This is a genomic window from Symbiopectobacterium sp. Eva_TO, from assembly GCF_053848865.1.
Genome location: NZ_JBSPEY010000004.1, coordinates 187233 through 212499, shown reverse-complemented (window position 1 = coordinate 212499; position 25267 = coordinate 187233). Strand labels below are relative to the sequence as shown.

Below are 25267 nucleotides of genomic sequence, written 5' to 3'. Positions count from 1 at the left end.
TTCTTTCGCTTAAGTTTTTTTTCAAATGAACTGTGAGTGGCGGTTATGACACCCACAGCGGTTTTTTGAAAAAATCCTTGCGAGAAGTAATGCCGCAGCCTGTTGCGGTATATAGGGTCCAGTTGCATAAAGCCCCGATATTTCGGGGTTTTTTGTTATTTGGCAACAACATGACTGGGCTTTTAGCCCTTTTTTTATGTCTTGGGGGTGGGCTTGTCCACATTAGAACAGAAATTGACAGCGATGATCTCGGCACCCGTTGAAGCATTAGGCTACGAATTGGTGGGCGTTGAGTTTGTCCGTGGTCGCCAATCGACGCTGCGTATCTATATTGATAGTGAAGACGGCATCACAGTTGATGATTGTGCTGATGTCAGCCACCAGGTGAGTGCGGTGCTGGATGTCGAAGATCCCATTACGGTTGCCTATAACCTGGAAGTGTCATCACCTGGCCTGGATCGTCCTTTATTCATCGCAGAACATTACGTGCGTTTCCTCGGCGAAGAAGTGACCCTGGTGCTGCGCATGGCGGTACAAAACCGTCGTAAATGGGCGGGAATTATCAAATCCGTTGAAGGTGAGATGATTACCGTAACAGTGGAAGGCAAAGATGAAGTGTTCGCACTGAGCAACATCCAGAAGGCGAACCTGGTACCCCACTTTTAAAGTTTGGATGAGGCAACTAGGATGAACAAAGAGATTCTGGCTGTTGTTGAAGCAGTTTCCAACGAAAAAGCCGTTCCGCGCGAAAAAATTTTTGAAGCACTGGAAACTGCGCTAGCGACAGCGACAAAGAAAAAATACGAACAGGAAATTGATGTTCGAGTTTGCATCGATCGCAAAACCGGCGATTTCGATACGTTTCGCCGTTGGGTTGCTGTTAACGAAGTAACGCAACCAACGCGTGAAATCACGTTGGAAGCGGCCCAATTTGAAGATCCGAGCATTGAACTCGGCGGTTACATTGAAGACCAGATCGAATCGGTCACGTTTGACCGTATCACCACACAAACGGCCAAACAGGTTATCGTACAGAAAGTACGTGAAGCTGAACGTGCCATGGTGGTCGATCAGTTCCGTGAGCAGGAAGGCGATATTGTCACTGGCGTGGTCAAAAAAGTAAACCGCGACAACATTTCGTTGGATCTGGGCAACAACGCAGAAGCGGTGATTGGCCGTGAAGATATGCTGCCGCGTGAAAATTTCCGTCCGGGCGACCGCATTCGCGGCGTGCTGTACTCAGTAAGACCGGAAGCGCGTGGCGCACAGCTGTTTGTCAGCCGTTCACGCCCTGAAATGCTGGAGGAACTGTTCCGCATCGAAGTGCCGGAAATTGGCGAAGAAGTTATCGAGATCAAAGCGGCTGCTCGCGATCCGGGTTCTCGCGCTAAAATCGCAGTGAAAACCAACGACAAGCGTATCGACCCGGTGGGGGCGTGCGTTGGCATGCGCGGTGCGCGTGTACAGGCCGTATCCAGCGAGCTGGGCGGCGAACGCATTGATATCATTCTGTGGGACGATCATCCGGCACAGTTCGTCATCAACGCCATGGCACCAGCAGACGTCGTTTCCATCGTGGTTGACGAAGATACCTGCACCATGGATATCGCCGTAGAGTCCAGCAACCTGGCACAGGCGATTGGCCGCAACGGGCAGAACGTGCGTCTGGCTTCCCAACTGCTGAAACAGCATCGTTCAGATGACCGCTGGGAACTGAACGTGATGACCGTGGAAGACCTGCAAGCCAAGCATCAGGCGGAAGCACACGCGGCAATTGACGTCTTTACCAAGCACTTGGATATCGACGAAGAGTTTGCCACCGTGCTGGTTGAAGAAGGTTTCTCCTCACTTGAAGAACTGGCCTATGTGCCTATCAAGGAACTCCAGGAGATCGATGGTCTGGATGAGGAAACCATCGAAGCACTGCGTGAGCGTGCCAAAGCGGCATTGACCACATTGGCGTTGGCGCAGGAAGAGAGCCGTGGCAGTGGCCAACCGGCTGAAGATTTGCTCAGTTTACCGGGTTTACCGCGCGAGTTGGCGTTCACTCTCGCCGCGCGTGGAGTATGTACGCTGGAAGATCTTGCTGAGCAGGGCGTTGACGACCTGACGGATATTGAAGGGCTGAACGATGAGAAGGCCGGTGAGTTGATCATGGCCGCCCGTAATATCTGCTGGTTCGGCGACGAAAACGAATAACGACACTGTAGCAGGAAAGGAACAGCATGACAGAAGTAACCATACAATCGCTGGCCGTAGATATTCAGACTCCGGTAGACCGCCTGATACAGCAATTTGCTGATGCGGGAATTACCAAGTCTGCATCGGATAACGTGTCCCAGCAGGAAAAAGAGACGCTGCTGGCGCATTTGAATCGCGAACGCGGTTCTGCTGCCGGTAAGTTGACTCTGCAACGTAAAACGCGTAGCACCTTGAATATTCCGAGCACTGGCGGAAAAAGTAAATCAGTGCAGATTGAAGTCCGCAAAAAACGCACGTATGTTCAGCGCGATCCGCTGAACAGTCAGCAGGCTGAAGAAGAAGAGCGTGCACGGCAGGAAGCGGAAGAACTGGCTCAACGTGAAGCTGAAGAACAAGCCCAACGCGAAGCTGAAGCAAAAGCTCAGCGCGAGGCGGCTGAAAAAGCGAAACGTGAAGCTGAAGAGCAAGCCAAGCGTGACGCAGCGGAAAAAGACAAATTGAGCAATCATCAAAATACCAGTATGACGAAATCTGTTCCGGCGACAGAGAAGGCCCGCCGTGAGGCAGAGGCTGCTGAGCTGAAGCGAAAAACTGAAGAAACTGCCCGCCTGAAGGTTGAGGAAGATGCCCGCCGCGTTGCTGAAGAAGCACGCCGCATGGCGGAAGAGAATTCCGCTAAATGGGCTAGCGAGACGCCGAGCAGTGAAGAAGAGGATAGCACTGACTATCACGTAACCACTTCCCACCATGCCCGCGTTGCAGAAGATGAAAACGATCGTGAAGTCGAGAGTAATCCTCGTGGCCGCACCCGCAGCGTCAAAGTCACCAAGCAGAAGAAAGGCAACCGCCTGTCTGAAAGCAAGGCTGACCGTGAAGAAGCGCGTGCCGCAACTCGCGGTGGCAAAGGTAAACGTAAACCTAGCTCGTTGCAGCAGGGCTTTAACAAGCCGGTTCAAGCGGTTAACCGTGACGTCATGATCGGCGAGACCATTACCGTTGCTGAGTTGGCGAACAAGATGGCGGTGAAAGGTTCTCAGGTCATCAAGGCGATGATGAAGCTGGGTGCCATGGCGACCATCAACCAGGTTATCGATCAGGAAACGGCACAATTAGTGGCAGAAGAGATGGGCCACAAGGTCATCCTGCGTCGCGAAAATGAGCTGGAAGAAGCGGTAATGAGCGACCGTGATACGGGTGTCGCTGCGGAAGCGCGCGCACCGGTCGTGACCATCATGGGTCACGTTGACCACGGTAAAACCTCTCTGCTGGACTACATCCGCTCCACCAAAGTGGCGGCGGGCGAAGCGGGCGGGATCACCCAGCACATCGGTGCCTACCACGTTGAAACTGAAAATGGCATGATCACCTTCCTGGATACCCCGGGCCACGCCGCGTTTACCGCGATGCGTGCACGTGGTGCGCAGGCAACGGATATCGTGGTGTTGGTGGTTGCAGCCGATGACGGTGTGATGCCGCAGACCATCGAAGCCGTTCAACACGCCAAAGCGGCCAAGGTGCCGGTGGTGGTTGCGGTCAACAAGATTGACAAGCCAGAAGCCGATCCGGATCGCGTCAAAAATGAACTGACGCAATACGGCATCATCCCTGAAGAGTGGGGTGGCGATTGCCAGTTTGTTCCTGTGTCAGCCAAAGCCGGTACGGGCATTGATGATCTGCTTAACGCGATTTTGCTGCAAGCAGAAGTGCTGGAGCTGACGGCTATCCGTAAAGGTATGGCAAGCGGTGTGGTCATTGAATCCTTCCTGGACAAAGGCCGTGGTCCGGTAGCAACGGTACTGGTACGCGAAGGTACGCTTAACAAGGGCGATATCGTGCTGTGCGGTTTTGAGTATGGCCGCGTGCGTGCCATGCGTGATGAGCTGGGTCGTGAAATTACCGAAGCGGGTCCGTCCATTCCGGTAGAAATCCTCGGCATGTCCGGTGTTCCGGCTGCGGGTGATGAAGCCACCGTGGTGCGTGACGAGAAGAAAGCCCGTGAAGTGGCACTCTATCGTCAAGGTAAGTTCCGCGAAGTGAAACTGGCGCGTCAGCAAAAATCCAAGCTGGAAAACATGTTCGCCAACATGACCGAAGGCGAAGTGTCCGAACTGAACATCGTGATGAAAGCCGACGTTCAGGGCTCCGTGGAAGCGATTGCCGATTCGTTGCAGAAACTCTCCACCGACGAAGTGAAAGTGAAGATTGTGGGCTCCGGGGTTGGTGGGATCACCGAAACCGACGCGACGCTGGCTGCGGCATCCAACGCTATCATTCTGGGCTTCAACGTTCGTGCCGATGCTTCTGCTCGTCGCATTGTCGAAGCGGAAAGTCTTGATCTGCGTTACTACTCCGTCATCTATGATCTGATCGACGAAGTGAAGCAGGCGATGAGCGGTATGCTGGCACCGGAATACAAGCAAGAGATCATCGGTCTGGCCGAAGTTCGCGATGTGTTCAAATCACCGAAGTTTGGCGCAATCGCTGGCTGTATGGTGACGGAAGGTATCGTGAAACGTCACAACCCGATTCGAGTGTTGCGTGACAACGTGGTTATCTATGAAGGCGAGCTGGAATCTCTGCGCCGCTTCAAAGATGACGTTAACGAAGTGCGTAACGGCATGGAATGTGGTATCGGCGTTAAGAACTACAACGACGTGCGTGTTGGCGATAACATCGAAGTGTTCGAAGTTATCGAGATTAAACGTACTATCGCCTAACCTGTCAGGGTAGGACGAGACGCGCAACGTTTGCACGTCGTATTGACTTATAGGGGGCCTAATGCCATATCGTTATACACATCTTTTGGCCATTTTTTGAACAGGATGCTCAGAACCCCGTGAATTAAGGCATTCAAGCCATCCCATTGGCTTTTTGAGGTTCAAAATGCCACTCTGAGATAAACCCGTAACTCATTGATTAAACAGTGCGTTAGAAAGATGTGTATAACGATATGGCCTAATGCCCCCTGATTTTTCCTTGAGGACTCGATTATGGCTAGAGAATTCAGTCGCACTCAGCGCGTGTCGCAAGAGATGCAGAAAGAAATCGCCATTATTCTTCAGCGTGAAGTGAAGGATCCGCGCATTGGCATGGCGACAGTTTCTGGTGTCGATCTGTCACGCGATTTGGCGTATGCCAAGGTATTTGTGACGTTTCTGAACGATAACGAACCCGAGCAAGTAAAAGCGGGCATCAAGGCATTGCAGGATGCCTCCGGTTTTATTCGTGTACTGCTCGGTAAGGCAATGCGTTTGCGCGTGGTGCCGGAACTAACTTTCGCCTACGACAACTCGTTGGTGGAAGGGATGCGGATGTCCAACCTGGTGACCAACGTCTTGCGCAATGATGCCGAGAAGCGTTCTGCCAACGGTGACGACGATCGGGAGGATTGATGAGTCGTCCTCGTCGTCGCGGCCGTGATATCCACGGCGTATTATTGCTGGATAAACCGCAAGGCGCGTCATCCAATGATGTGCTGCAAAAGGTAAAACGCATTTTTAATGCCAACCGTGCCGGACACACCGGTGCGCTGGATCCGCTGGCTACCGGAATGCTGCCGATCTGCCTGGGAGAAGCCACCAAGTTCTCTCAGTATTTGCTGGATTCGGATAAGCGTTACCGGGTGATTGCCCGTTTGGGGCAGCGTACCGACACCTCTGATGCCGATGGCAATGTGGTGGAAACGCGCGCGGTGACGTTTACCGCGCAGGCGTTGGCAGAGGCACTGGAACGTTTTCGTGGCACCACGCAGCAGGTGCCATCGATGTATTCCGCGTTGAAACATCAGAGCCGCCCGCTGTATGAGTATGCGCGTCAGGGAATCACAGTCCCGCGTGAAGCGCGCGATATTACCGTGTATGAACTGCTGTTTATTCGTTACGATGGGGATGATCTGGAGTTGGAAATTCACTGTTCCAAAGGCACCTACATTCGTACCATCATTGACGATCTCGGTGAAATGCTCGGCTGTGGTGCCCATGTGACTTATCTGCGTCGCGTGCAGGTTGCCACTTATCCGGCAGAGCGCATGGTCACATTGGATCAACTGCAAGCCCTGTTGGCGCAAGCGGAAGAGCAATCCCTTGAAGCGGTGCTGGATCCGCTGCTGATGCCGATGGACAGCCCGGTCAGCAATTATCCTGAGGTGAATCTGCCGCCAGTTGTGGCGGGTTATCTTAAACTCGGGCAGGCTGTTGCGGCGGCTAACGTCCCCGCTGAAGGGATGGTGCGCATCACCGAAGGTGATGCCCATGCGTTCATTGGTATGGGGATTATCGATGATGCTGGACGCGTGGCACCCAAGCGTCTGGTGGTCGAATTCTCGGAATAAGGCTTACCGTGTCTGCCTTGCGATCGGCCATGGCTGAGAGTAGAATGGCGCGGCTTATTTTTAATAGGTTACATAGGTCGCTGAATTAGAGATCGGCACCTGTTTTTTTTATCTATACTGTTTTGGAGTATTACAATGTCTCTAAGCGTTGAAGCTAAAGCAAAAATCGTCGCAGAATTCGGTCGTGGCACTAACGACAGTGGTTCTACCGAAGTGCAGGTTGCTCTGTTGACCGAGCAGATTAACCATCTGCAAGGCCACTTTTCCGAGCACAAAAAGGATCACCACAGCCGTCGTGGTCTGCTGCGTATGGTTTCTCAGCGCCGTAAGCTGCTGGACTACCTGAAGCGTAAAGATGTAGCGCGTTATGCTACCCTGATCGAGCGTCTGGGTCTGCGTCGCTAATCTGGCGAGTTTCAGTGGAAAGGGGCCTCATAGGGCCCCTTTCTTCTAGGAAGTGCTTGCAAAACAGAGTAATGTATTACCGACTTTGTCGTCGCCGTTCGCTACAGAGGTTCGCGCGGCTAATGAGAAACTTTATGTCTCTTTCTGGACTGGTTCCAGCCTGACGTGAAGGTTGTCATTAGTCGCGAGGATGTAGTGAGATGGTTTGTAATCAACGGGGAGACGCTGTGCCGAACACAACGACATCGGCTGGCATCTGGTAAACCCGAGAATGATAAACCCTGAGTAAAGGATATTATTTTGCTAAATCCTATCGTACGTAAGTTTCAATACGGTCAGAATACCGTTACGCTCGAAACGGGCATGATGGCACGTCAGGCCACTGCTGCCGTTATGGTAAGCATGGATGACACCGCAGTTTTCGTGACCGTTGTCGGGGCGAAAAATGCCAAACCAGGTCAGGACTTTTTCCCGCTGACCGTTAACTATCAAGAGCGTACCTACGCTGCGGGTCGCTTCCCTGGTGGATTCTTCCGTCGTGAAGGCCGTCCGAGCGAAGGCGAAACCCTGATTTCTCGTCTGATCGACCGCCCAATCCGTCCGCTGTTCGCTGATGGCTTTGTCAATGAAGTGCAGGTTATCGCAACGGTGGTTTCTGTAAATCCGCAGATCAACCCAGATATCGTAGCAATGATCGGTGCGTCTGCGGCGCTGAGCCTGTCTGGTCTGCCTTTTAATGGACCGATTGGTGCTGCCCGTGTTGGTTACATCAATGACCAGTTTGTGCTGAACCCGACCATTGACGAACTGAAACAGAGCCGTCTGGATCTGGTGGTTGCCGGTACGCAGGGCGCGGTTCTGATGGTGGAATCCGAAGCGGATCTGCTGAGTGAAGATCAAATGTTGGGTGCCGTGGTGTTTGGTCATGAGCAGCAACAGGTGGTTATCGACAACATCAATGAACTGGTGAAAGAAGCCGGTAAACCGCGTTGGGATTGGCAGGCACCTGCCGTTAACGTTGCGCTGCTGGATCGCGTGAAGGCGCTGTCTGAGACGCGTCTGGGCGATGCGTATCGTATCACCGAGAAGCAAGAGCGTTACGCGCAGATCGACGTTATCAAATCTGAGGTTAGCGCTGAATTGCTGGCTTCTGATGATTCTCTGGACGCCAATGAAATTCAGGACATCCTGGGCAGCATCGAGAAAAATGTAGTGCGCAGCCGCGTACTGCGTGGCGAACCGCGTATCGATGGCCGTGAAAAAGACATGATCCGTGCGCTGGATGTGCGTACTGGCGTGCTGCCGAGAACCCACGGTTCTGCGCTGTTCACCCGCGGTGAAACTCAGGCGCTGGTAACGGCAACTCTGGGTACTGAGCGTGATGCACAGAACATTGATGGATTGACCGGTGAAACCACCGATCGCTTCCTGCTGCACTACAACTTCCCTCCGTACTCTGTGGGTGAAACCGGTATGGTTGGCTCACCGAAGCGTCGTGAAATTGGTCACGGTCGTCTGGCGAAACGTGGTGTGCTGGCTGTTATGCCTACTGCTGCTCAGTTCCCGTACTCGGTGCGTGTGGTTTCTGAAATCACAGAATCCAACGGTTCTTCTTCCATGGCTTCCGTCTGTGGTGCTTCTCTGGCGCTGATGGATGCAGGCGTGCCGATCAAAGCCGCCGTTGCGGGTATCGCGATGGGTCTGGTGAAAGAAGGCGATAACTTTGTAGTGCTGTCCGATATCCTGGGTGACGAAGATCATTTGGGCGATATGGACTTCAAAGTGGCCGGTAGCCGTGAAGGCGTTACTGCACTGCAAATGGATATCAAAATTGAAGGTATTACCCGCGAAATCATGCAGGTTGCACTGAATCAGGCCAAAGGTGCGCGTCTGCACATTCTGGGCGTGATGGAACAGGCCATCGGCGCGCCGCGTGGCGATATTTCTCAGTTTGCACCGCGTATCCACACCATCAAGATCAACGTCGACAAGATCAAGGACGTGATCGGTAAAGGTGGTTCAGTGATCCGTGTGTTGACTGAAGAAACGGGCACCACCATTGAGATCGAAGATGACGGTACGGTGAAAATTGCCGCAACCGACGGCGAGAAAGCGCGTCATGCCATTCGTCGTATCGAAGAGATCACCGCAGAAATCGAAGTAGGTCGTGTCTACCAAGGTAAGGTAACGCGCATCGTTGATTTCGGCGCGTTCGTTGCTATTGGCGGCGGCAAAGAAGGTCTGGTACACATCTCTCAAATCGCTGACAAGCGTGTTGAGAAAGTCACTGACTACCTGCAAATGGGTCAGGAAGTTCCGGTTAAAGTACTGGAAGTTGACCGTCAGGGCCGTGTACGTTTGAGTATCAAGGAAGCAACTGCTCAGTCTCAGGATGTTGCTACAGCGCCTTCTGAGGAAGAATAACAGCCGTTTTGCTGTTGTTTTGCCACTCCCCGCTCAGGCGGGGAGTTGGGCATTTTGTGAGGCACGTATAGCCTTACATTGAGTGTGCGGGGACAGGATGTTCATCCAATGTTTGTCTTCGGGAGTGGGAAATGAAGCCTTTCTTACGCTGGTGTTATGTTGCGACAGCACTTATGCTGGCAGGATGCAGCAACACGGATTGGCGTAAAAACGCGGTATTTGCAATTCCAGTGCAGCCTGCTTTACAGCAGGAAGTCATTTTGGCGCGCATGGAACAAATTCTTGCCAGTCGGGCGTTAACCGATGACGAACGCGCACAGCTATTATATGAGCGCGGAGTGCTGTATGATAGTCTCGGACTGAGAGCGTTAGCGCGTAATGATTTTTCACAGGCGCTATCAATCCGTCCGGATATGCCGGAAGTGTTTAACTATCTCGGCATTTATTTAACGCAGGCAGGCAATTTTGATGCTGCCTATGAAGCGTTTGATTCTGTACTAGAGCTTGATCCAACTTACAATTATGCGCGTTTGAACCGGGGCATCGCCTTGTATTATGGCGGTCGTTACCTGTTAGCGCAGGATGATCTGCTGGCGTTTTATCGAGACGATCCGAACGATCCTTTCCGTACGTTATGGCTGTATTTGGCTGAACGGGAGATAGATCCCAATACTGCCAAAGCCGCGCTGAAGAAGCGTTATGACAGTGCAGAAAGAGGTCCTTGGGGATGGAATATTGTCGAATTCTACCTGGGCAACATCAGTGAAGCTGTGCTGATGGAGCGCCTGAAGGCAGAAGCAACGGATAACACTTCGCTCGCTGAGCATCTCAGTGAAACTGACTTCTATTTAGGTAAGCACTACCTAAGTCTGGGGGACAAGAACAACGCCATGGCGCTGTTCAAGCTGACGGTTGCCAACAACGTACATAACTTTGTTGAGCACCGCTATGCATTGTTGGAATTGGCATTGTTAGGCCAATAGCAAGACGACCTATCAGGATCGGACCAGCAATAGCTGACGAACGCAATCAGCCGGGAACCATCGTTTCCATCGCCTTAACGGGCGAGGGCTTTTTTGTTCGTTTTTTAATCTAATTTTAGCCGGTTCACACTTTTCAATGAAAATGACTGAGTATTTTCTCGACAAGTTACGTGTAGACTGGCCGCCATTTCACTATGAGGCACGTTTACATGGCAGAGTTTGAAACCTCTTTTGCTGACCTGGGGCTGTCCGCTCCTATTTTGAATGCACTGTCGGATCAGGGATATGAGAAACCCTCTCCCATCCAGGCAGAATGTATTCCTCATTTGCTTAATGGCCGCGACGTGCTGGGTATGGCCCAGACCGGTAGCGGCAAGACAGCAGCGTTTTCATTACCGCTGCTGCACAATATCAAGCCTGAACTGAAAGCGCCGCAAATGCTGGTGCTGGCACCGACCCGTGAGTTGGCGGTGCAGGTGGCTGAAGCTTGTAATGATTTCTCTAAACACATGCACGGTGTGAGTGTGGTAGCGCTCTACGGCGGCCAGCGCTACGACGTTCAATTGCGTGCGCTGCGCCAGGGTGCGCAAATTGTGGTCGGTACGCCGGGACGTCTGCTGGATCACCTGAAACGCGGTACGCTGGATCTCTCCAACCTGAGCGGTCTGGTACTGGATGAAGCTGACGAAATGTTGCGTATGGGCTTCATTGACGATGTTGAAAGCATCATGGCCCAGATCCCGGCTCAGCACCAAACGGCACTGTTCTCGGCAACCATGCCGGAAGCGATTCGCCGTATTACGCGCCGCTTTATGAAAGATCCGCAGGAAGTGCGCATTCAATCAAGCGTGACGACGCGCCCGGATATCAGCCAGAGCTACTGGACTGTTCACGGTATGCGTAAGAACGAAGCGCTGGTGCGTTTCCTGGAAGCGGAAAACTTTGACGCCGCTATTATTTTCGTGCGTACCAAGAACGCCACGCTGGAAGTGGCTGAAGCCCTGGAGCGTAGCGGGTACAACAGCGCGGCGCTGAACGGTGACATGAATCAGGCTCTGCGTGAGCAGACGCTGGAGCGCTTGAAAGATGGTCGTCTGGATATTCTGATCGCCACCGACGTTGCGGCACGCGGTCTGGATGTGGAACGTATCAGTCTGGTGGTGAACTACGATATTCCGATGGATGCCGAATCCTACGTGCACCGTATTGGCCGTACTGGCCGCGCCGGTCGTGCAGGTCGTGCATTACTGTTCGTGGAAAACCGTGAACGTCGCCTGCTGCGCAACGTTGAACGCACCATGAAGCTTACGATCCCTGAAGTCGATTTGCCGAACGTTGAACTGTTAGGCGAACGCCGTCTGGCGAAATTTGCCGCCAAAGTGCAGTCACAACTGGAAAGCAGCGATCTGGATATGTACCGTGCGTTGCTGGCTAAGCTGCAACCGGCTGAAGAGCTGGATATTGAAACGCTGGCGGCTGCATTGTTGAAAATGGCACAAGGTGAACGTCCGCTGATCCTGCCGCCAGAACCGGTGATCGAGCGTCGTCCGCGCCGCGAATTCCACGATCGTGATGATCGTAATGACCGCGGCGATCGTCGCCCGGGTCATGATGGCGATCGTCCGCAGCGCCGTGAGCGTCGTGATGTGGGTGAGATGCAACTGTATCGCATCGAAGTGGGTCGTGATGATGGTGTTGAAGTTCGCCACATCGTTGGTGCCATTGCCAACGAAGGGGATATCAGCAGCGGTTACATCGGCAACATCAAGCTGTTCGCATCGCATTCTACCATCGAATTGCCGAAGGGAATGCCGGGCGATCTGCTGACGCATTTTACCCGCACGAGCATCTTGAACAAGCCGATGAACATGCAACTGATCGGTGATGCACAGCCGTTCGAACGCCGTGAGCGTAGTGACAGCCGTGGCGCACCGCGTTCTGGCGCTGGCGATCGTCGTGACGGTGGCCGTCGTTCATTCGGTGGGCAGGGTGATGCTCGTCGTGAAGGTCAGGGTGAACGTCGTGACCGTAATTTCAACCGTGATGGTCAACGCAGTGAAGGTCAACGCGCTCCGCGCCGCCGTCCTGCTGATATTGGTCAATAAAAATCACATTAGGTAATCGGTGTATTGGCTTATCTTTGAGGCGAAGTTCAACACTTCGCTTCTAAGAATAAAATAGTCCTTTACATAACTTTTACCCTTGTGTTTTTTTGGTATAAACAGCGGCCCGCCGATAATGGTGGGCCGTTTTTTTTGACTCACCGGCTGAACTTAATTTTGTTTTAAGGTTTTAAAGGGATAGTCCAACTCTTCGGCGTGGTTATTGCGGTGCCGGAAGAGAGGTACTAAAAAAATAGACCTCATTAAAGTAGTGCTATTTGGCGCTACATAAAAAATAACAACCTTGTGTGGAATTAAATATGTCTGAACTCTTTGTTAAGGAACGCTTTAGTTGGCGTTCGCTCGGATGGCTTTTGCTCTATTTTTGGTTTTTCTCCTGTGCACTCCAGCTTGTCATTGTTCTCACCGGTCATAGCGGTACCACGGGATTACGCGATTCGTTACTTTACAGCTTGCTATGGCTGATCCCTGTTTTCGTTTTCCCTGCCAGAACCAAAATCATTAGCAGCGTACTGGGTATCCTGTTATGGGCTACCTCTTTGATCGCCCTGGGTTATTACTCGATATATAAACAAGAGTTTTCACAAAGCGTTATGTTTGTGATGTTCGAGTCTAATAGCAAAGAAGCTGGTGAATATGTAAGTCAATATTTCAGTCTGAAAGTTTTGGCTATATTGATTTTTTATACGGTGATAGTTGGGTTTCTGTGGCGTAAAGTGCGACCAGTTTACCTGCCGTTTAAATATAAAGTGACGGCATGCACCTTAATTGCCGTAGTGCTGTTTGGTATTCCCCTTTATAAAAAAATGCATAACGAGGGTGAGACACTGGAAGAGGCCAGCGGTTATCTGGCGAGCCGTATGTCCACTACCGCACCGTGGCAGTATATTGCAGGTTATGTTGAGTACCGCCAGCAGTTGGCAAGCATGACAGAAATGCTCAAACAGAATGCGGCGTTGCCCCCGCTGGCAAACCTGAAAGACGCGAATGGTGATACGCCGCGCACGCTGATGCTGGTGATCGGTGAGTCAACCACCAGTAGCCGCATGAGCCTATATGGCTATGGTCGTGAGACCACGCCGCGGCTAGACGCGTTGCGTAAAAGCGATCCCAATCTGGTGGTGTTCAACGATGTCGTGACCTCACGTCCGTACACCATTGAAATCTTGCAGCAGGCGCTGACGTTTGCCGATGAGTTGCAGCCGGATCTCTATCTGACCAAACCCTCGTTGATGAACATGATGAAACAGGCCGGATACAAAACGTTCTGGATCACCAATCAGCAGACCATGACCAAACGAAATACGTTGCTGACAGTGTTCTCTCAGCAGACAGACGAACAGTTCTATATGAACAATCAGCGTACTCAAAGCGCGCGTCAGTATGATGACGTGGTGTTCGCGCCGTTTGAAAAGGTATTGGCCGATCCCGCTGAGAAGAAGTTCATTGTGGTGCACCTGTTAGGTACTCACATGAAATACAAATTTCGTTATCCGGAAGAGACAACGAAATTTGTCGGGCGAGAAGGTATTCCTGACGGCGTGAGTGACAGCGATGTTGAAGTCTACAATGATTACGACAATGCTGAGCTGTACAACGATTATGTGGTCGAAACGCTGATCCGCACCTTTGAAAAAACGCAGCCGAATGGTTTCCTGCTCTACTTCTCGGATCACGGTGAAGATGTTTACGAGACGCCGCCGCACAACGTGCTCGGACGCAATGAATCTGCGCCGACGCGTACCATGTACACGGTGCCATTCATTCTCTGGAATTCGCCACAGTGGCAGAAAGATCATCCGATCGACTATGCCCCTTATGTGAACCGGAAATACAGCAATGCGCATCTGCTGCATACCTGGTCAACGTTGGCAGGACTCAGCTACGATCTTCAGGAACAGGAAAAAAGCCTGGTCAGCCCTGCGTTTCGAGAATCAAAACGTTTGATCGGCGATCCCTACGGTAAGAAGGCACTGCGCACCTTTGACAGCTTGCCGATGACGGCTGATAGCAGGTGATGGCACTTGTCATTCCCGCGTAGGCGGGAATCTCTGATAGGCTGAACGCTTTCCTTCTGTTAGAGATCCCCGGCCTACGCCGGGGATGACACGCTCGTTGTCGCTTGCTCTTCCGTGACTAGTCAAAAAGTGACTGACGTATCTGCATGATCCGCTCGAAAGAGTCTTTTCGTGCTTGATGATCAAAGATCTGCCCATTGATCATGATTTCGTCTGCTTTCGTCTGCTTTCGTCTGCTTTCGTCTCTCGCAGCAAACTACGCAAGCCATGCTGCACTTTACTGTTGTCACCCACGATCGCTAAACGCAGTGCTTGATCAACACCAAACTGTTCGGCTGGAGACCAGAGTGAACCCATATCTTGCACTGGCTCAGGCAGCGGTCCAGGTTGCCCACGACGCAAATTCAGAAACTGCTGTTGTACCGAGGTGAACAAGAAACGCGCATCGCGCTCACTTTCAGCCGCAATCACGTTCACGCACACCATGGCATAGGGCTTGTTCAGCGTGCTGGAGGGTTTGAATTTCTCCCGGTATAGCGCCATTGCCTGAAGCAACATATCCGGAGCGAAATGCGCGGCGAAGGCAAACGGTAATCCCAATGCTGCCGCTAACTGCGCGCTGTAGAGGCTGGAACCCAACAGCCAGAGGGGCACCTGTAAGCCTTGACCCGGTACGCACGCACCGCTTGGTCTGGTTGAGTATCAGCAAAATAGCGTTGTAATTCCTGTACATCGCGGGGGAAATCGTCGATTTCCGCATTCTGGTGGTGACGCAGGGCCATCATGGTACGCTGATCGGTGCCCGGCGCGCGTCCCAAGCCTAAATCGATACGCCCGGGATAGAGTGATTCCAGCGTACCGAACTGTTCGGCAATCACCAGCGGGGAGTGGTTTGGCAGCATGACGCCACCGGAGCCTAGCCGGATGCGTTCAGTGCCGGAAGCAAGATAGCCGATCAGCACCGAGGTTGCGGCGCTGGCGATACCGGTCATGTTGTGGTGCTCGGCTAACCAATAGCGGTGGTAACCCCATTTTTCCGCGTGCTGCGCCAGATCGAGCGAATGATGAAAGGCATCTCTGGGCGTCGCCCCTTGTGGGATCGGCGCTAAATCCAGAAGGGAAAACGGGATATCGTGAGAAAATAGTGTTGTTTGGGTATCGGTTGACATTGCGGCAGGCTCACTGTGTTTTTTTCACAGTATTGCGCACGCCCGCACTTTTTTATATTCAAAACGGGCGATCGGGCGGATCACCGCCCGACGCCAGTCAGGACACCAATTCCAGACCGGCGACGCGTCGCCAGTAGCCGTTACAATCGGCATCTTGCGTCAGGGGCAGTGGTGCCTGGCCTTGCTCGTTAGCCCGGAAGCTATCGACCAAGGTCAGCGTATCCAAGGACTGTGGCGACAAGCGAACGATATCCACCAGACCTTGCATGGACGCCAGTTCGTTGCCGAGGTTATAGCAATAGCCGCTCTGCGTCTGGATACCGTTGAGCACAAACACCTGCTGGTTTTCCTGCGACAGCATGGCGCGCCCCTGCGGGTACTTGATGCAGCAGGTTTCACACTCATCCTTGGAGCGGTTTTCTGAGCGAGCGGTGAAACAGCGCGCTGAATAAGCCAGCGGTAAGTGCCCGTAACTCAGCACTTCCACCTCGAACTGATGGCGAAAACCGAGCTCATCGCATTGGTCAAGCAGTTCGCTCAGCCAGTCGCGGGAAAGTTCTACCGGCATGCATCAGCGCATCATCCCTTGCTTATGCAATAGACGCAGCGTGTAGGCGTTGTAGCAGTTGAGCGCATGGCCCGCGACAAACGGTAAATGCCGGTCTGCAGCCATGTTTACCGCGCCGAGATCGTTGGCTTCCAGCAGGAATTCCCCGTTCTCCACATAGCGTTTCAATTCGCTGAGTTCTGAGGGCGCCTGAATTAACGCCAACGTAGACAATACAATTTGCTTACCGCTGGCGGCGAGTTGTTTCGCCAGATCGAGCCAGTCGCCCACTTTGATGGCGCGCCGCTTACTGCACACCGATTCACCCAAATAGATAATATCGGCGTGCTCTGGCTGGCTGCATGATAAAAGGCTTCCACATCCGTTTTTTGCCAATAGTAGAGGATGGCACCTAACGCATATTTCATACTGTTTTCTTCTCTCACCTGCCGCTTATTGCCATTTTCGGTGGTACGCACCCAGCGTGGTTTGCGTGCCTTCCACCACTGCCCCGAGCGCTGACATCCACTCCGCACTCGGGGTGAAGGTGCCGGGAGACGCGATGCAACGGTCAATGGCTTGTCGCCAGACGTGGGTGATTTGGCTGACATAGGCCGGGCTGCGCTGGCGTCCTTCAATTTTCACTGAGGCAATGTTGGCTGCCATCAGTTCCAGTAACTCCAGCGTATTCAGGCTGGTTGGTTCTTCCAGTGCGTGGTAACGCTCGCCGCCCACCAGATAGCGACCTTTGCACAGCGTGGGATAACCGGCATTTTCATCGTCCTGATATCTGTCGATCAGAACATTATTCAAGCGCGATTCCATCCCTTTTTCGGTTTGCTGCCAGCGCACAAAACGAGCGGGCGAACAGGCACCGACGGTATTGGGGGATTCCCCCGTCAGGTAGGAGGAGAGGTAACAGCGACCTTCAGCCATGATGCACAGGCTACCGAACGCGAACACATCCAGAGGCACCGGGCTGGTACGCGCCAATTGCTTAACCTGATGGATCGACAATACGCGAGGCAGTACGATGCGGTGAACTGCAAAATGGCGCTGATAAAAACGAATTGCCTCTTCGTTAGTGGCAGATGCTTGTACAGAGACGTGCCGTTCAATATGCGGATAGCGCTCTGCGGCATACTCAAGCATGGCAAGATCAGCCAGGAAGCGCATCGGCCCCCATATTGGCCGCCATATCGACAGCGCACTCCCAGCGTTGATAGCCGTTTGGGTGGGCAAACGTATTGATGGCGATATGCAATTTGCGCTGATGGCGATGCACATAGTCGCTCGCCTCCTGCAACTTCTTGTCCGTGAAGTTCAATCCAGCGAAGTGGCGTGCGTTGGTATCGTCTTTTAGCCCGATGTAAACAGCGTCGGCACCGTTATCAATTGCCGCTTTCAGTGCGGGCATGTTCCCTGCGGGGCACAGTAATTCCATACGGGTTTCCTCATTCATCAGACAGCCTGATGTCATGTCAGGGCTGATGCAGGGCGGGGACATGCGGAAAATGGGAATATCAACGCACGACCCTTCTTTAACGTTAGGGAATCTTAATTAACCCGCTGGTGCAGGACTTTGATTTAGGCCAGCTTATCGTGTAATGAATAGGGATTGCTTGCATGCATTACCGAGATTTCCGTGCATAATAATGAAATTATTGACCCGGCATCGCGTCTGCTTTACTGGGCTGTGGCAAAATAGTGTGATGAGAAAAGCAGCACATGCGGTGCGCATGGCCTGAGCGGACCCTGCGTTCAGCGGGTGAGTGGCTTGGATTGAACGGTTTGCTTTATAACATATCGTTATACACATCTTTCTAACGCACTGTTTAATCAATGAGTTACGGGTTTATCTCAGAGTGGCATTTTGAACCTCAAAAAGCCAATGGGATGGCTTGAATGCCTTAATTCACGGGGTTCTGAGCATCCTGTTCAAAAAATGGCCAAAAGATGTGTATAACGATATGGCTTTATAAGGGGTACATCAGTGTTGGAAAAACTACAGGCACAGATTGTGCGTCAAGGTCCGGGCTTGTTAGGTAAGCCTCTGAAGTTCACCCTATTTGCCTTACAGCGGCAGGTGTTGGAGCGAGTACTGAGCTGGCAGTTTCAGCAGGCGCTGGATGAAGGCGAGCTGTCATTTCTGACAGAACGCTGGCTGAAAGTGGAAGTCCGTGATGTCGGGCTGACCTGGTTTGTGACATTGCGAGACGATCGCCTGGTGGTGAGCCAGCATGAAGTGGAAGACGTCAGCTTCAGTGCTGAAGCCAACGATCTGGTATTGATCGCCGCACGCCGTGAAGATCCCGATACGCTGTTTTTCCAGCGTCGTTTGCGCATTGAAGGCGATACTGAACTGGGGCTGTATGTTAAAAACCTGATGGATTCTATCGATCTCGATGCCATGCCAGCGCCGTTGCGCATTGGCCTGCTGCGTCTGGCCGATTTCGTTGAGGCGGGATTACATGAGGGCGCGATGCACGCTGACGATCGCGCGGCCACCACATGTTAGTACGGGTGGAAATTCCGGTAGATGCAGCGTGTATTGATGCGCTGCTGCGTCGTGCGTTTCCCACCTCGGCAGAGGCCGAAATGGTTCATCAACTGCGGGAAGACGGGCTGTTAACGCTTGGAGTAGTCGCTACGGATGACGAAGGCGTGGTGATGGGATACGTCGCTTTTAGCCCGGTGACCATTGCAGAGGAAGATCGTCAGTGGGTCGCTTTGGGGCCGCTAGCGGTAGATGAAACGCTGCGCCGTCAAGGATGGGGGGAAAAGCTGGTTTACGAAGGACTGGATGCGCTAAACGAGTTTGGTTACACCGCCGTAGTGGTGCTCGGTTCTCCCGCTTATTATGCTCGCTTTGGTTTTGTGCCTGCCCGGGAGCAGCAGTTACGCTGCCGCTGGCCTGATAGTGATGACGCATTCCAGATGTACCCGCTTTCCGATAACCATTTTGAAGGCGTGAGTGGCATCGTGGATTATGCTGTGCCCTTCCAACGTTTTCTCCCCTGAGCGCTTTAGGGAACATCAGCACGTATATAGTCAGAGAGCGTCGTAGGCTGGTCGCGCACCAGCCTCTCTTTTTGCTGCTTGCTCAGTTGCTTCAGGCGGTATTCCAGCCGTAAAGCCGTGGTGTGATCCCCCACTTCACAGTGATAGACCAGTGTCAGTTCGCCTTTCCCTCGCAGTGCTTTTGCGCCTTTTCCATCCTGGTGCTGTGCCACTCTGCGCGCCACATCGCGCGTGATACCAGTATAGAGCGCGCCGTTAGCGGTGCGCAGCATATAGAGTTGCCATTGGGGGTGTGAGGCATCTGTCATGGTTAAGGTGGCGTCTTTATCAGTCACGATAATGGCAGTGTAGCTTGAAGCGCTGAATTCAAAAAACCTTATTTTTCATATGGCTTTGATGTAACGATAACTTTACTTGCATTGATAATATAACTCTAGGCACTTCCTTTTTAGTATGAATAGCCCCCTTTTTAAAGGGCATAAGAAGTAAATGGTAATGACTCCAATTAGTAGAACATGTGTTTTTCGATGAAGGCTCCGATGACTTTTTCGTGGATCTCGACGGAGCGCGAGAAGCAAATCGTTTTACGCGCCAGTCGTTTAATGCGGGTACGGAGCGTCAGGTTATTGCGCTCTATGCGTTGCGTGAAGATCTTGCCAGTCAGATGTTTCTGCTTCGGAACCTCTCTTGCATAGCTGCCCCAGTTGTCACTGGTAATCATGCCGATGTTGAACGGTGTCAACAGAGCCAGCAATTCACGGCAGGTCTCATCGGTTCGGGGGCCAAAAGTGTAGGCCAGAACACCGCCCGTTTTGGTATTGTAAGCGTACCAGAGCCAGTGCTGTAGCGCCTTACTGCCAACGAAGCTCCATTGCTCATCAAGTTCACAGATAAGGGCGACGTCGGCGTGAGCAACGGGAGAAGATGTTATCCTGCGGGGCGAGAGCTTTTTAAAGCCCGGATGACCGTATTGATGCCGATTTTCAACGTTCTGGCGGTATCGCGAACACCGGCACCGTTGAAGGCCATATCAACGATCTGCTCTTTGACTCCCGGCTTTCGCGCTTCATAGCGGTAGGTAAGCTGGAATACACGGCGACAGCACTGACACCGGAAGCGTTCGCGCTTAGTTGGACTAAGGCCATGTCGATAAACTTTATCTGAATGGCAGCGAGGGCAATGAACAAAAACAGTAACCACGTGGAAACCTCAAATAGCGGCAGAATATCACAAAAGCCAACTATTTGAAGGCATTACCAAGTAAATATATCTCATAGGGTTGTTCATTGTTTTTTAAATTTTTTTTGAGACGCTATGAATACTTTAATCCTGGGATCGATATGCTGGTGAATCTTCTATCCAGGGATTTTTCTATGAGCATTAAATTAAAATTGATTTGATGTAGCCCCCTGTCCAGCCAGTCGGCAGAACGGTTAACCCGCAGTGACAGCTGCGCACGCGACACGCTCATGGCGCGGCTGACCAGAGCTATTCCCCGTCCTTTGGCAACAAGGGCGCGTGCGCTATCCATTTTCGCGACTGGCGGTACTCCACTGCTTCTTTGAGGATCTCAACTTCCATCGTCTTCTTACCCAGAAGGCGCTGTAGCTCCCGGACCTGCTTGAGGGCAGTCGCCAGCGCCGAAGCTGGAACCACTTCTTCTCCGGCCGCAACGGCGGTGAGGCTTCCTTCCTGGTATTGCTTCTTCCACTTAAACAAAAGGCTGGGCTGGATGCCATGCAGGCGGGCTACATGGGAGACGTTCATCCCCGGCTCCATTGTCTGCTGAATGATGGCGATTTTCTCTTGCGGAGTTTTACGCTTACGGACTTCTTGCCCTAACAGGATCCCGGTCATTTCAAAATTAGCATGATTGTTAGACATATATCTAAGCCTATCTCTTATCTGGAGATACAGCTACTGTCTGGTGTTACAGGGGGCTACATCAGGCCGGTGTCTTGATTGTGGCGCTTTCCGGCTGGCGATTGATTATGTCGATTGCAGTTCCTATCAAACATGCGGTGGAATTGGCGAGGAGCGTTGCGGGTGGCGATCTTACACACCAGGTCGAGATCACGTCGCGTGATGAAATGGGGCAGCTTCAGACGGCGTTACAAGAGATGATGCTGAACCTGACCGGCATCGTTGAACGCGTTCACCGCAATGCCGATATCATTGCCACGGCGTCCGGCCAGATCAGTAGCGGTAATATCGACCTCTCATCTCGCACCGACCAACAGGCCAGTTCTTTGGAAGAGACTGCCGCCTCAATGGAGCAAATCACATCGTCGGTGACGCTGAATGCGACCAATGCCGCACATGCCAGCCAACTGGCGGTTTCTGCCTCTCAGCAGGCCGTCAAGGGAGGAGACATGATGGTGGAGGTGACTGCCGCGATGGAGTTGATGGTGACTTCATCACAGAAAATTACCAACATCATTAACTTGATTGAAGGCATATCGTTTCAAACCAATATTCTGGCACTTAACGCCGCGGTAGAGGCGGCGAGAGCCGGTGAACAAGGGCGCGGTTTTGCCGTGGTAGCCGGAGAGGTGCGCTCGCTGGCGCAGCGCAGTGCCAGTGCGGCTAAGCTCATCAACGCCTCGGTTCAACAAGTAAGCCAAGGCCGCCATGTCGTCAGGAATGCAGGTAATGCCATTCAAGAAGTGGTGGCGGAGATTAAGCAGGTAGCCTCATTGGTGACCGAAATTTCAACTGCCAGCCATGAGCAAAGTTTAGGGATTGGGCAAATTAATACGGCGATTTCACAAATGGAGACAGTCACACAGCAGAACGCGGCGTTGGTGAATGAATCCGCCGCAGCTGCCAGTTCACTGGCCGAGCGTGCAGAAGAGCTCAGCATGGCTGTCGGTGATCCTGTACATGATTCTGTGTAAATGCCTTTCTCAGTAGTGACCGTCCAGGCGGTCACCGAACTCGATAATAAAACGGCTCATTGCCATACGCCAGTCCCGCAGTGGCATCGTCCATTTCTGTGAGGCCGACTGGATTGCCAGCCACACCACCTTTTTCACTGCGTCGTCAGTCGGGAACACCTTACGTTTTTTAATCGCATGCCGGATCACACTGTTCAGCTACTCGATGGCGTTGGTTGTGTCGATGACTTTGCGGATATCTGCCGGGTAAGCGAAGAACGTTGCCAGATTGCTCCAGTTCGTCTGCCAGCTCCGACTTATCTGTGGATAGCTGCTGTCCCATGCGCTGGCGAATGCTTCCAGCGCCTGCTAGCCTGCTTCTTCCGTAGCGGCCTGATAGATGGCTTTCAGGTCGCGTGTGACGACTTTGTAGTCCTTCCAAGAGACGAACCTCAGGCTGTTGCGTACCATGTGCACGATGCACAGCTGGATGCGGGCTTCCGGATACACCGCGTTGATGGCGTCCGGGAAGCCTTTCAGACCGTCGACACAGGCGATGAGGATATCGTTCAGGCCGCGGTTTTTTAGTTCTGTCAGCACATTGAGCCAGAACTTCGCGCCCTCGTTTTCGGCCAGCCACATACCCAGCAGTTCTTTCTGGCCCTCGATGTTGATACCCAGTGCCAGGAACACGGATTTATTGATGACGCGACTGTCCTGCCGGACCTTCAGGATGATACAGTCAAGGTAAACAATGGGATAGACTGCATCCAGTGGACGATTTTGCCATTCAGTAACCTGTTCCATCACGGCGTCGGTGACCTTCGAGACCAGCGCCGGTGAGACATCCGCGTCATACAGCTCGTTGAACGCAGACGCTATCTCGCGGGTGGTCATCCCTCTGGCGTACAGGGACAGGATTTGGTTATCCATCCCGGTGATCCGGGTCTGGTTTTTCTTCACCAGTTGTGGTTCGAAGGAGCCATCACGATCGCGCGGAGTACGTAGTTCCAGAGGGCCATCGCCGGTGGTCACGGTGTTTGTGGAATAGCCGTTGCGGGAGTTGGACCCCGGTTTGGGCTGATTTTTATCGTAGCCCAGATGGTGGGACATTTCGGCGTTGAGAGCAGCCTCAACGCTGATTTTCTTCAGCAGGCGATCGAATTGGCTGAGATCGTCAGGGGTTTTGAGATTTTTGGCCAGTTCGTTAGCCAGAGCCTGCAACTGTTTTTCGTCCATAAATTAACCTGTTTTTGATGTTGGATTGAACATATCAAAATCAGGCAATTACACAAATTTATGTACAGGGTCGTATTTGAGCCAGGATATTGATATCGATCGTCCTGAATCCAACCCCGGCATCGATCAGCCCTATTACCTGGCGTTGCCAACCTATGCGGCAATCGCTCATTACTATCAGCATCCGGCAAACGTCGCAGAAAATCTGGATCATTTGCTGACTGAGGTTGAACAGTTTTCCCTTGGTCCTTATGCACAGGCGTTGGCTCAGGGCAATCTCTTGCCAGAATCGCAGAAAGCAGAGCTTGCTGAGCAACTTGCCCGCTACACCGGTATACCCGCACGGGAATGGGTTAAGGCCGATTTGCGCGTTTCAGGCCCGCTGTTTGTTAAAAAACTGCTGACAGAGCAGGGCGATACTGTCAGCCGTGCTGACGGCCGTTATCGAGGAGCCTCGCTGGATAAAATGGCTGCACGGAGCGATTACGATCCGGTTATGACTATCGGCTCCGGGTTTATTTCCGCGTACCGCGACTATCTGGCAAAAGCATTGAACGTGAATACGGTGCAAGATTATGTTTCTGACTCGAATGCCATTTATTATTGGAATATGACGCCAGAAAACCGTTCTTTCAATCTACTGCCTGCATTGGGCTTTGTTGAATAAATCAGAACTTGTAACGACTGTGCCCCAGGTCGATTGTTACCTGATGCGAATACTGTTCGGCATTCCTAATAGCGTGATCCGGTTAAGCGCTTTGACCATCGCCATGGCTTCACCCACCTGAGCATCGTAGTCACGCAGACTTAGATGACCACCCAGAAGCGTTTTGAACCGGAACATGGCCGTTTCAGCCACTGAGCGTCGGTGATAGCCCACTTTCTTTTTCCAGGTATCGTTGCTGCCGCTCAGGCGCTGATTTGCAACAGCGTGGTTACGCTCGTGGTAGTGGTCCGGTCAATATTGCGCCCCCTTCGCGGCGGGATAAGCGGCCTTATTTTCTTCCTCAGCAGAGCATCATGGCAGTAACCTGTATCGTAAGCGCCGTCAACCGATGCCTCTCTGATTTTCCGGTGGGTCTGGTTTATCAGTGCCGGTAGAGCCTGGGCATCAGTCGTACCACTGAGCGACAAATCCGCACAGATAATCTCATGCGTCGCACTGTCTACTGCCAGATGCAGCTTACGCCACATCCTGCGTCTGTCGGCACCATGCTGCCGGACTTTCCATTCGCCTTCGCCAAAGACCTTCAGGCCGGTTCCATCAATGACCAGATGTGAGATTTCACCACGGGTTGGCGTTTTTATGCTGATGTTCACTGTCTTTGCTCGCTTGCTGAGCAGCGAATAGTCTGGACAATGCAGCGACAATTTAATCAGTTTAAAAATCGAGTCAACAAAACCCTGTAAAGCCCTCAATGAATCTATGGTCACCCCCATTTTTGCAACACTGATCTTTGATTAATGGTGGGCTTGCTTAAATCTATCTGGCGTCTTTATGGCCAAGGATGCCCGCGCCACGATGAGTTTCGCACCTGATATTCCTAAAAAGGCCATCGGCTTCATTGAGCCATTTTCATTTTTTGGTTTTATATCAGGCCGTCAGGCCGTTCATGTCATCAATAATCAGTCTTCGCAAAACCAGATGGGTAACTTCGTTAACTTGCTGACTGTTAGACCAACATTACTGTTCAAACACGGTATTTCGTGTCGTTATTGCCCAAGCTATTCGAGCTAATTTATTTGCTAATGCACAGCACACAACGCAAGAATGTTTCCTGCCCAACTGAGACCTTACCCAATCAGCTAATCTCCCTGATTGATGGTCAATTCTTAGGATAAATACCCGCGCACATTGAACAAGCAATCGGCGAAGGTTTTTATCTCCACGCTTGCTAATACCCAGACGAGTATTCTTCCCTTGTAGTGG

Annotated in this window: 17 protein-coding genes and 7 pseudogenes; 15 read left to right on the top strand and 9 right to left on the bottom strand. The window is 52.2% G+C overall.

Annotation, left to right across the window (positions count from 1 at the left end; genetic code table 11):
• Positions 1 to 213 precede the first annotated feature (213 nt).
• The 10 genes from rimP to cptA all read left to right on the top strand — a co-directional run bounded on the left by rimP (position 214) and on the right by cptA (position 14485).
• Complete coding sequence (gene rimP / locus ACWWJF_RS02975; protein ID WP_438814037.1) at positions 214 to 666, top strand: ribosome maturation factor RimP; 453 nt, start codon at positions 214 to 216, stop codon at positions 664 to 666.
• A gap of 21 nt (positions 667 to 687) precedes the next feature.
• Complete coding sequence (nusA, locus tag ACWWJF_RS02970; RefSeq protein WP_455868648.1) at positions 688 to 2199, top strand: transcription termination factor NusA; 1512 nt, start codon at positions 688 to 690, stop codon at positions 2197 to 2199.
• A gap of 26 nt (positions 2200 to 2225) precedes the next feature.
• Complete coding sequence (infB, locus tag ACWWJF_RS02965) at positions 2226 to 4919, top strand: translation initiation factor IF-2 (protein WP_455868647.1); 2694 nt, start codon at positions 2226 to 2228, stop codon at positions 4917 to 4919.
• A gap of 273 nt (positions 4920 to 5192) precedes the next feature.
• Positions 5193 to 5594 (top strand): 30S ribosome-binding factor RbfA, encoded by a 402-nt coding sequence (rbfA, locus tag ACWWJF_RS02960; RefSeq protein WP_455868646.1) that lies wholly within the window; start codon positions 5193 to 5195, stop codon positions 5592 to 5594.
• Positions 5594 to 6532, top strand: a complete 939-nt coding sequence (gene truB, locus ACWWJF_RS02955) for a tRNA pseudouridine(55) synthase TruB (RefSeq protein ID WP_455870906.1) — start codon at positions 5594 to 5596, stop codon at positions 6530 to 6532. Before rbfA ends, truB begins: the two co-directional genes overlap by 1 nt.
• 135 nt (positions 6533 to 6667) lie before the next feature.
• The gene (gene rpsO / locus ACWWJF_RS02950; protein ID WP_455868645.1) at positions 6668 to 6937 is read left to right on the top strand and encodes a 30S ribosomal protein S15; all 270 of its coding nucleotides are present in this window, start codon (positions 6668 to 6670) and stop codon (positions 6935 to 6937) included.
• A gap of 300 nt (positions 6938 to 7237) precedes the next feature.
• Positions 7238 to 9361, top strand: a complete 2124-nt coding sequence (pnp, locus tag ACWWJF_RS02945) for a polyribonucleotide nucleotidyltransferase (RefSeq protein ID WP_455868644.1) — start codon at positions 7238 to 7240, stop codon at positions 9359 to 9361.
• 131 nt (positions 9362 to 9492) lie between these two features.
• On the top strand, positions 9493 to 10344 hold the full coding sequence (gene nlpI, locus ACWWJF_RS02940) for a lipoprotein NlpI (protein ID WP_455868643.1): 852 nt from the start codon (positions 9493 to 9495) through the stop codon (positions 10342 to 10344).
• Positions 10345 to 10553: 209 nt separating this feature from the next.
• The gene (locus tag ACWWJF_RS02935; protein ID WP_455868642.1) at positions 10554 to 12449 is read left to right on the top strand and encodes a DEAD/DEAH family ATP-dependent RNA helicase; all 1896 of its coding nucleotides are present in this window, start codon (positions 10554 to 10556) and stop codon (positions 12447 to 12449) included.
• A gap of 317 nt (positions 12450 to 12766) precedes the next feature.
• Positions 12767 to 14485, top strand: a complete 1719-nt coding sequence (gene cptA / locus ACWWJF_RS02930) for a phosphoethanolamine transferase CptA (RefSeq protein WP_455868641.1) — start codon at positions 12767 to 12769, stop codon at positions 14483 to 14485.
• Positions 14486 to 14603: 118 nt separating this feature from the next.
• On the opposite strand, the pseudogene ACWWJF_RS02925 reads toward cptA, so the two are convergent.
• The 3 pseudogenes from ACWWJF_RS02925 to ubiU all read right to left on the bottom strand — a co-directional run bounded on the left by ACWWJF_RS02925 (position 14604) and on the right by ubiU (position 17645).
• Positions 14604 to 15654, bottom strand: a pseudogene (locus ACWWJF_RS02925) (luciferase-like monooxygenase).
• A 97-nt stretch (positions 15655 to 15751) separates the two neighbouring features.
• Positions 15752 to 16629 (bottom strand): annotated as a pseudogene (locus ACWWJF_RS02920) (U32 family peptidase).
• A 25-nt stretch (positions 16630 to 16654) separates the two neighbouring features.
• Positions 16655 to 17645 (bottom strand): annotated as a pseudogene (ubiU, locus tag ACWWJF_RS02915) (ubiquinone anaerobic biosynthesis protein UbiU).
• A gap of 549 nt (positions 17646 to 18194) precedes the next feature.
• Between ubiU and ubiT the strand changes: the two are divergent.
• Positions 18195 to 18719: a ubiquinone anaerobic biosynthesis accessory factor UbiT gene (ubiT, locus tag ACWWJF_RS02910; protein ID WP_455868640.1), complete on the top strand. Its 525-nt coding sequence runs from the start codon at positions 18195 to 18197 to the stop codon at positions 18717 to 18719.
• On the top strand, positions 18713 to 19222 hold the full coding sequence (locus tag ACWWJF_RS02905; protein WP_455868639.1) for a GNAT family N-acetyltransferase: 510 nt from the start codon (positions 18713 to 18715) through the stop codon (positions 19220 to 19222). Before ubiT ends, ACWWJF_RS02905 begins: the two co-directional genes overlap by 7 nt.
• Positions 19223 to 19227: 5 nt before the next feature.
• Here the strand turns inward: ACWWJF_RS02905 and ACWWJF_RS02900 are convergent, their stop codons facing one another.
• The 3 genes and pseudogenes from ACWWJF_RS02900 to ACWWJF_RS02890 all read right to left on the bottom strand — a co-directional run.
• Entirely contained in the window at positions 19228 to 19530 is a 303-nt protein-coding gene (locus ACWWJF_RS02900; protein ID WP_455870905.1) for a GIY-YIG nuclease family protein, read from the bottom strand.
• A 197-nt stretch (positions 19531 to 19727) separates the two neighbouring features.
• Positions 19728 to 20422, bottom strand: a protein-coding gene (locus ACWWJF_RS02895) for an IS1 family transposase (protein ID WP_455868638.1) whose coding sequence is annotated in 2 segments (ribosomal slippage) — positions 19728 to 20179 and positions 20179 to 20422 — 696 coding nt in all. Because the reading frame shifts where the segments join, the coding sequence is not laid out codon by codon here.
• Between the two features lie 208 nt (positions 20423 to 20630).
• Positions 20631 to 21079 (bottom strand): annotated as a pseudogene (locus tag ACWWJF_RS02890) (transposase); the annotation flags it as partial.
• A 107-nt stretch (positions 21080 to 21186) separates the two neighbouring features.
• Between ACWWJF_RS02890 and ACWWJF_RS02885 the strand changes: the two are divergent.
• On the top strand, positions 21187 to 22119 hold the full coding sequence (locus ACWWJF_RS02885) for a methyl-accepting chemotaxis protein (protein ID WP_455870904.1): 933 nt from the start codon (positions 21187 to 21189) through the stop codon (positions 22117 to 22119).
• A gap of 9 nt (positions 22120 to 22128) precedes the next feature.
• On the opposite strand, the pseudogene ACWWJF_RS02880 reads toward ACWWJF_RS02885, so the two are convergent.
• A pseudogene (locus ACWWJF_RS02880) lies at positions 22129 to 23337 on the bottom strand (IS256 family transposase).
• Between the two features lie 76 nt (positions 23338 to 23413).
• On the opposite strand from ACWWJF_RS02880, the gene ACWWJF_RS02875 reads away from it, so the two are divergent.
• A complete protein-coding gene (locus ACWWJF_RS02875; protein ID WP_455868637.1) occupies positions 23414 to 24004 on the top strand; it encodes a hypothetical protein in 591 nt (196 codons plus the stop codon).
• 36 nt (positions 24005 to 24040) lie between these two features.
• Here the strand turns inward: ACWWJF_RS02875 and ACWWJF_RS02870 are convergent.
• Positions 24041 to 24756: pseudogene (locus tag ACWWJF_RS02870) on the bottom strand (IS5 family transposase); the annotation flags it as partial.
• Positions 24757 to 24835: 79 nt separating this feature from the next.
• Between ACWWJF_RS02870 and ACWWJF_RS02865 the strand changes: the two are divergent.
• Complete coding sequence (locus tag ACWWJF_RS02865) at positions 24836 to 25075, top strand: hypothetical protein (RefSeq protein ID WP_455868636.1); 240 nt, start codon at positions 24836 to 24838, stop codon at positions 25073 to 25075.
• Here the strand turns inward: ACWWJF_RS02865 and ACWWJF_RS02860 are convergent.
• Positions 25022 to 25258 (bottom strand): annotated as a pseudogene (locus ACWWJF_RS02860) (transposase); the annotation flags it as partial. The gene ACWWJF_RS02865 and the pseudogene ACWWJF_RS02860 sit on opposite strands and share 54 nt — an antisense overlap.
• Positions 25259 to 25267: the final 9 nt, after the last annotated feature.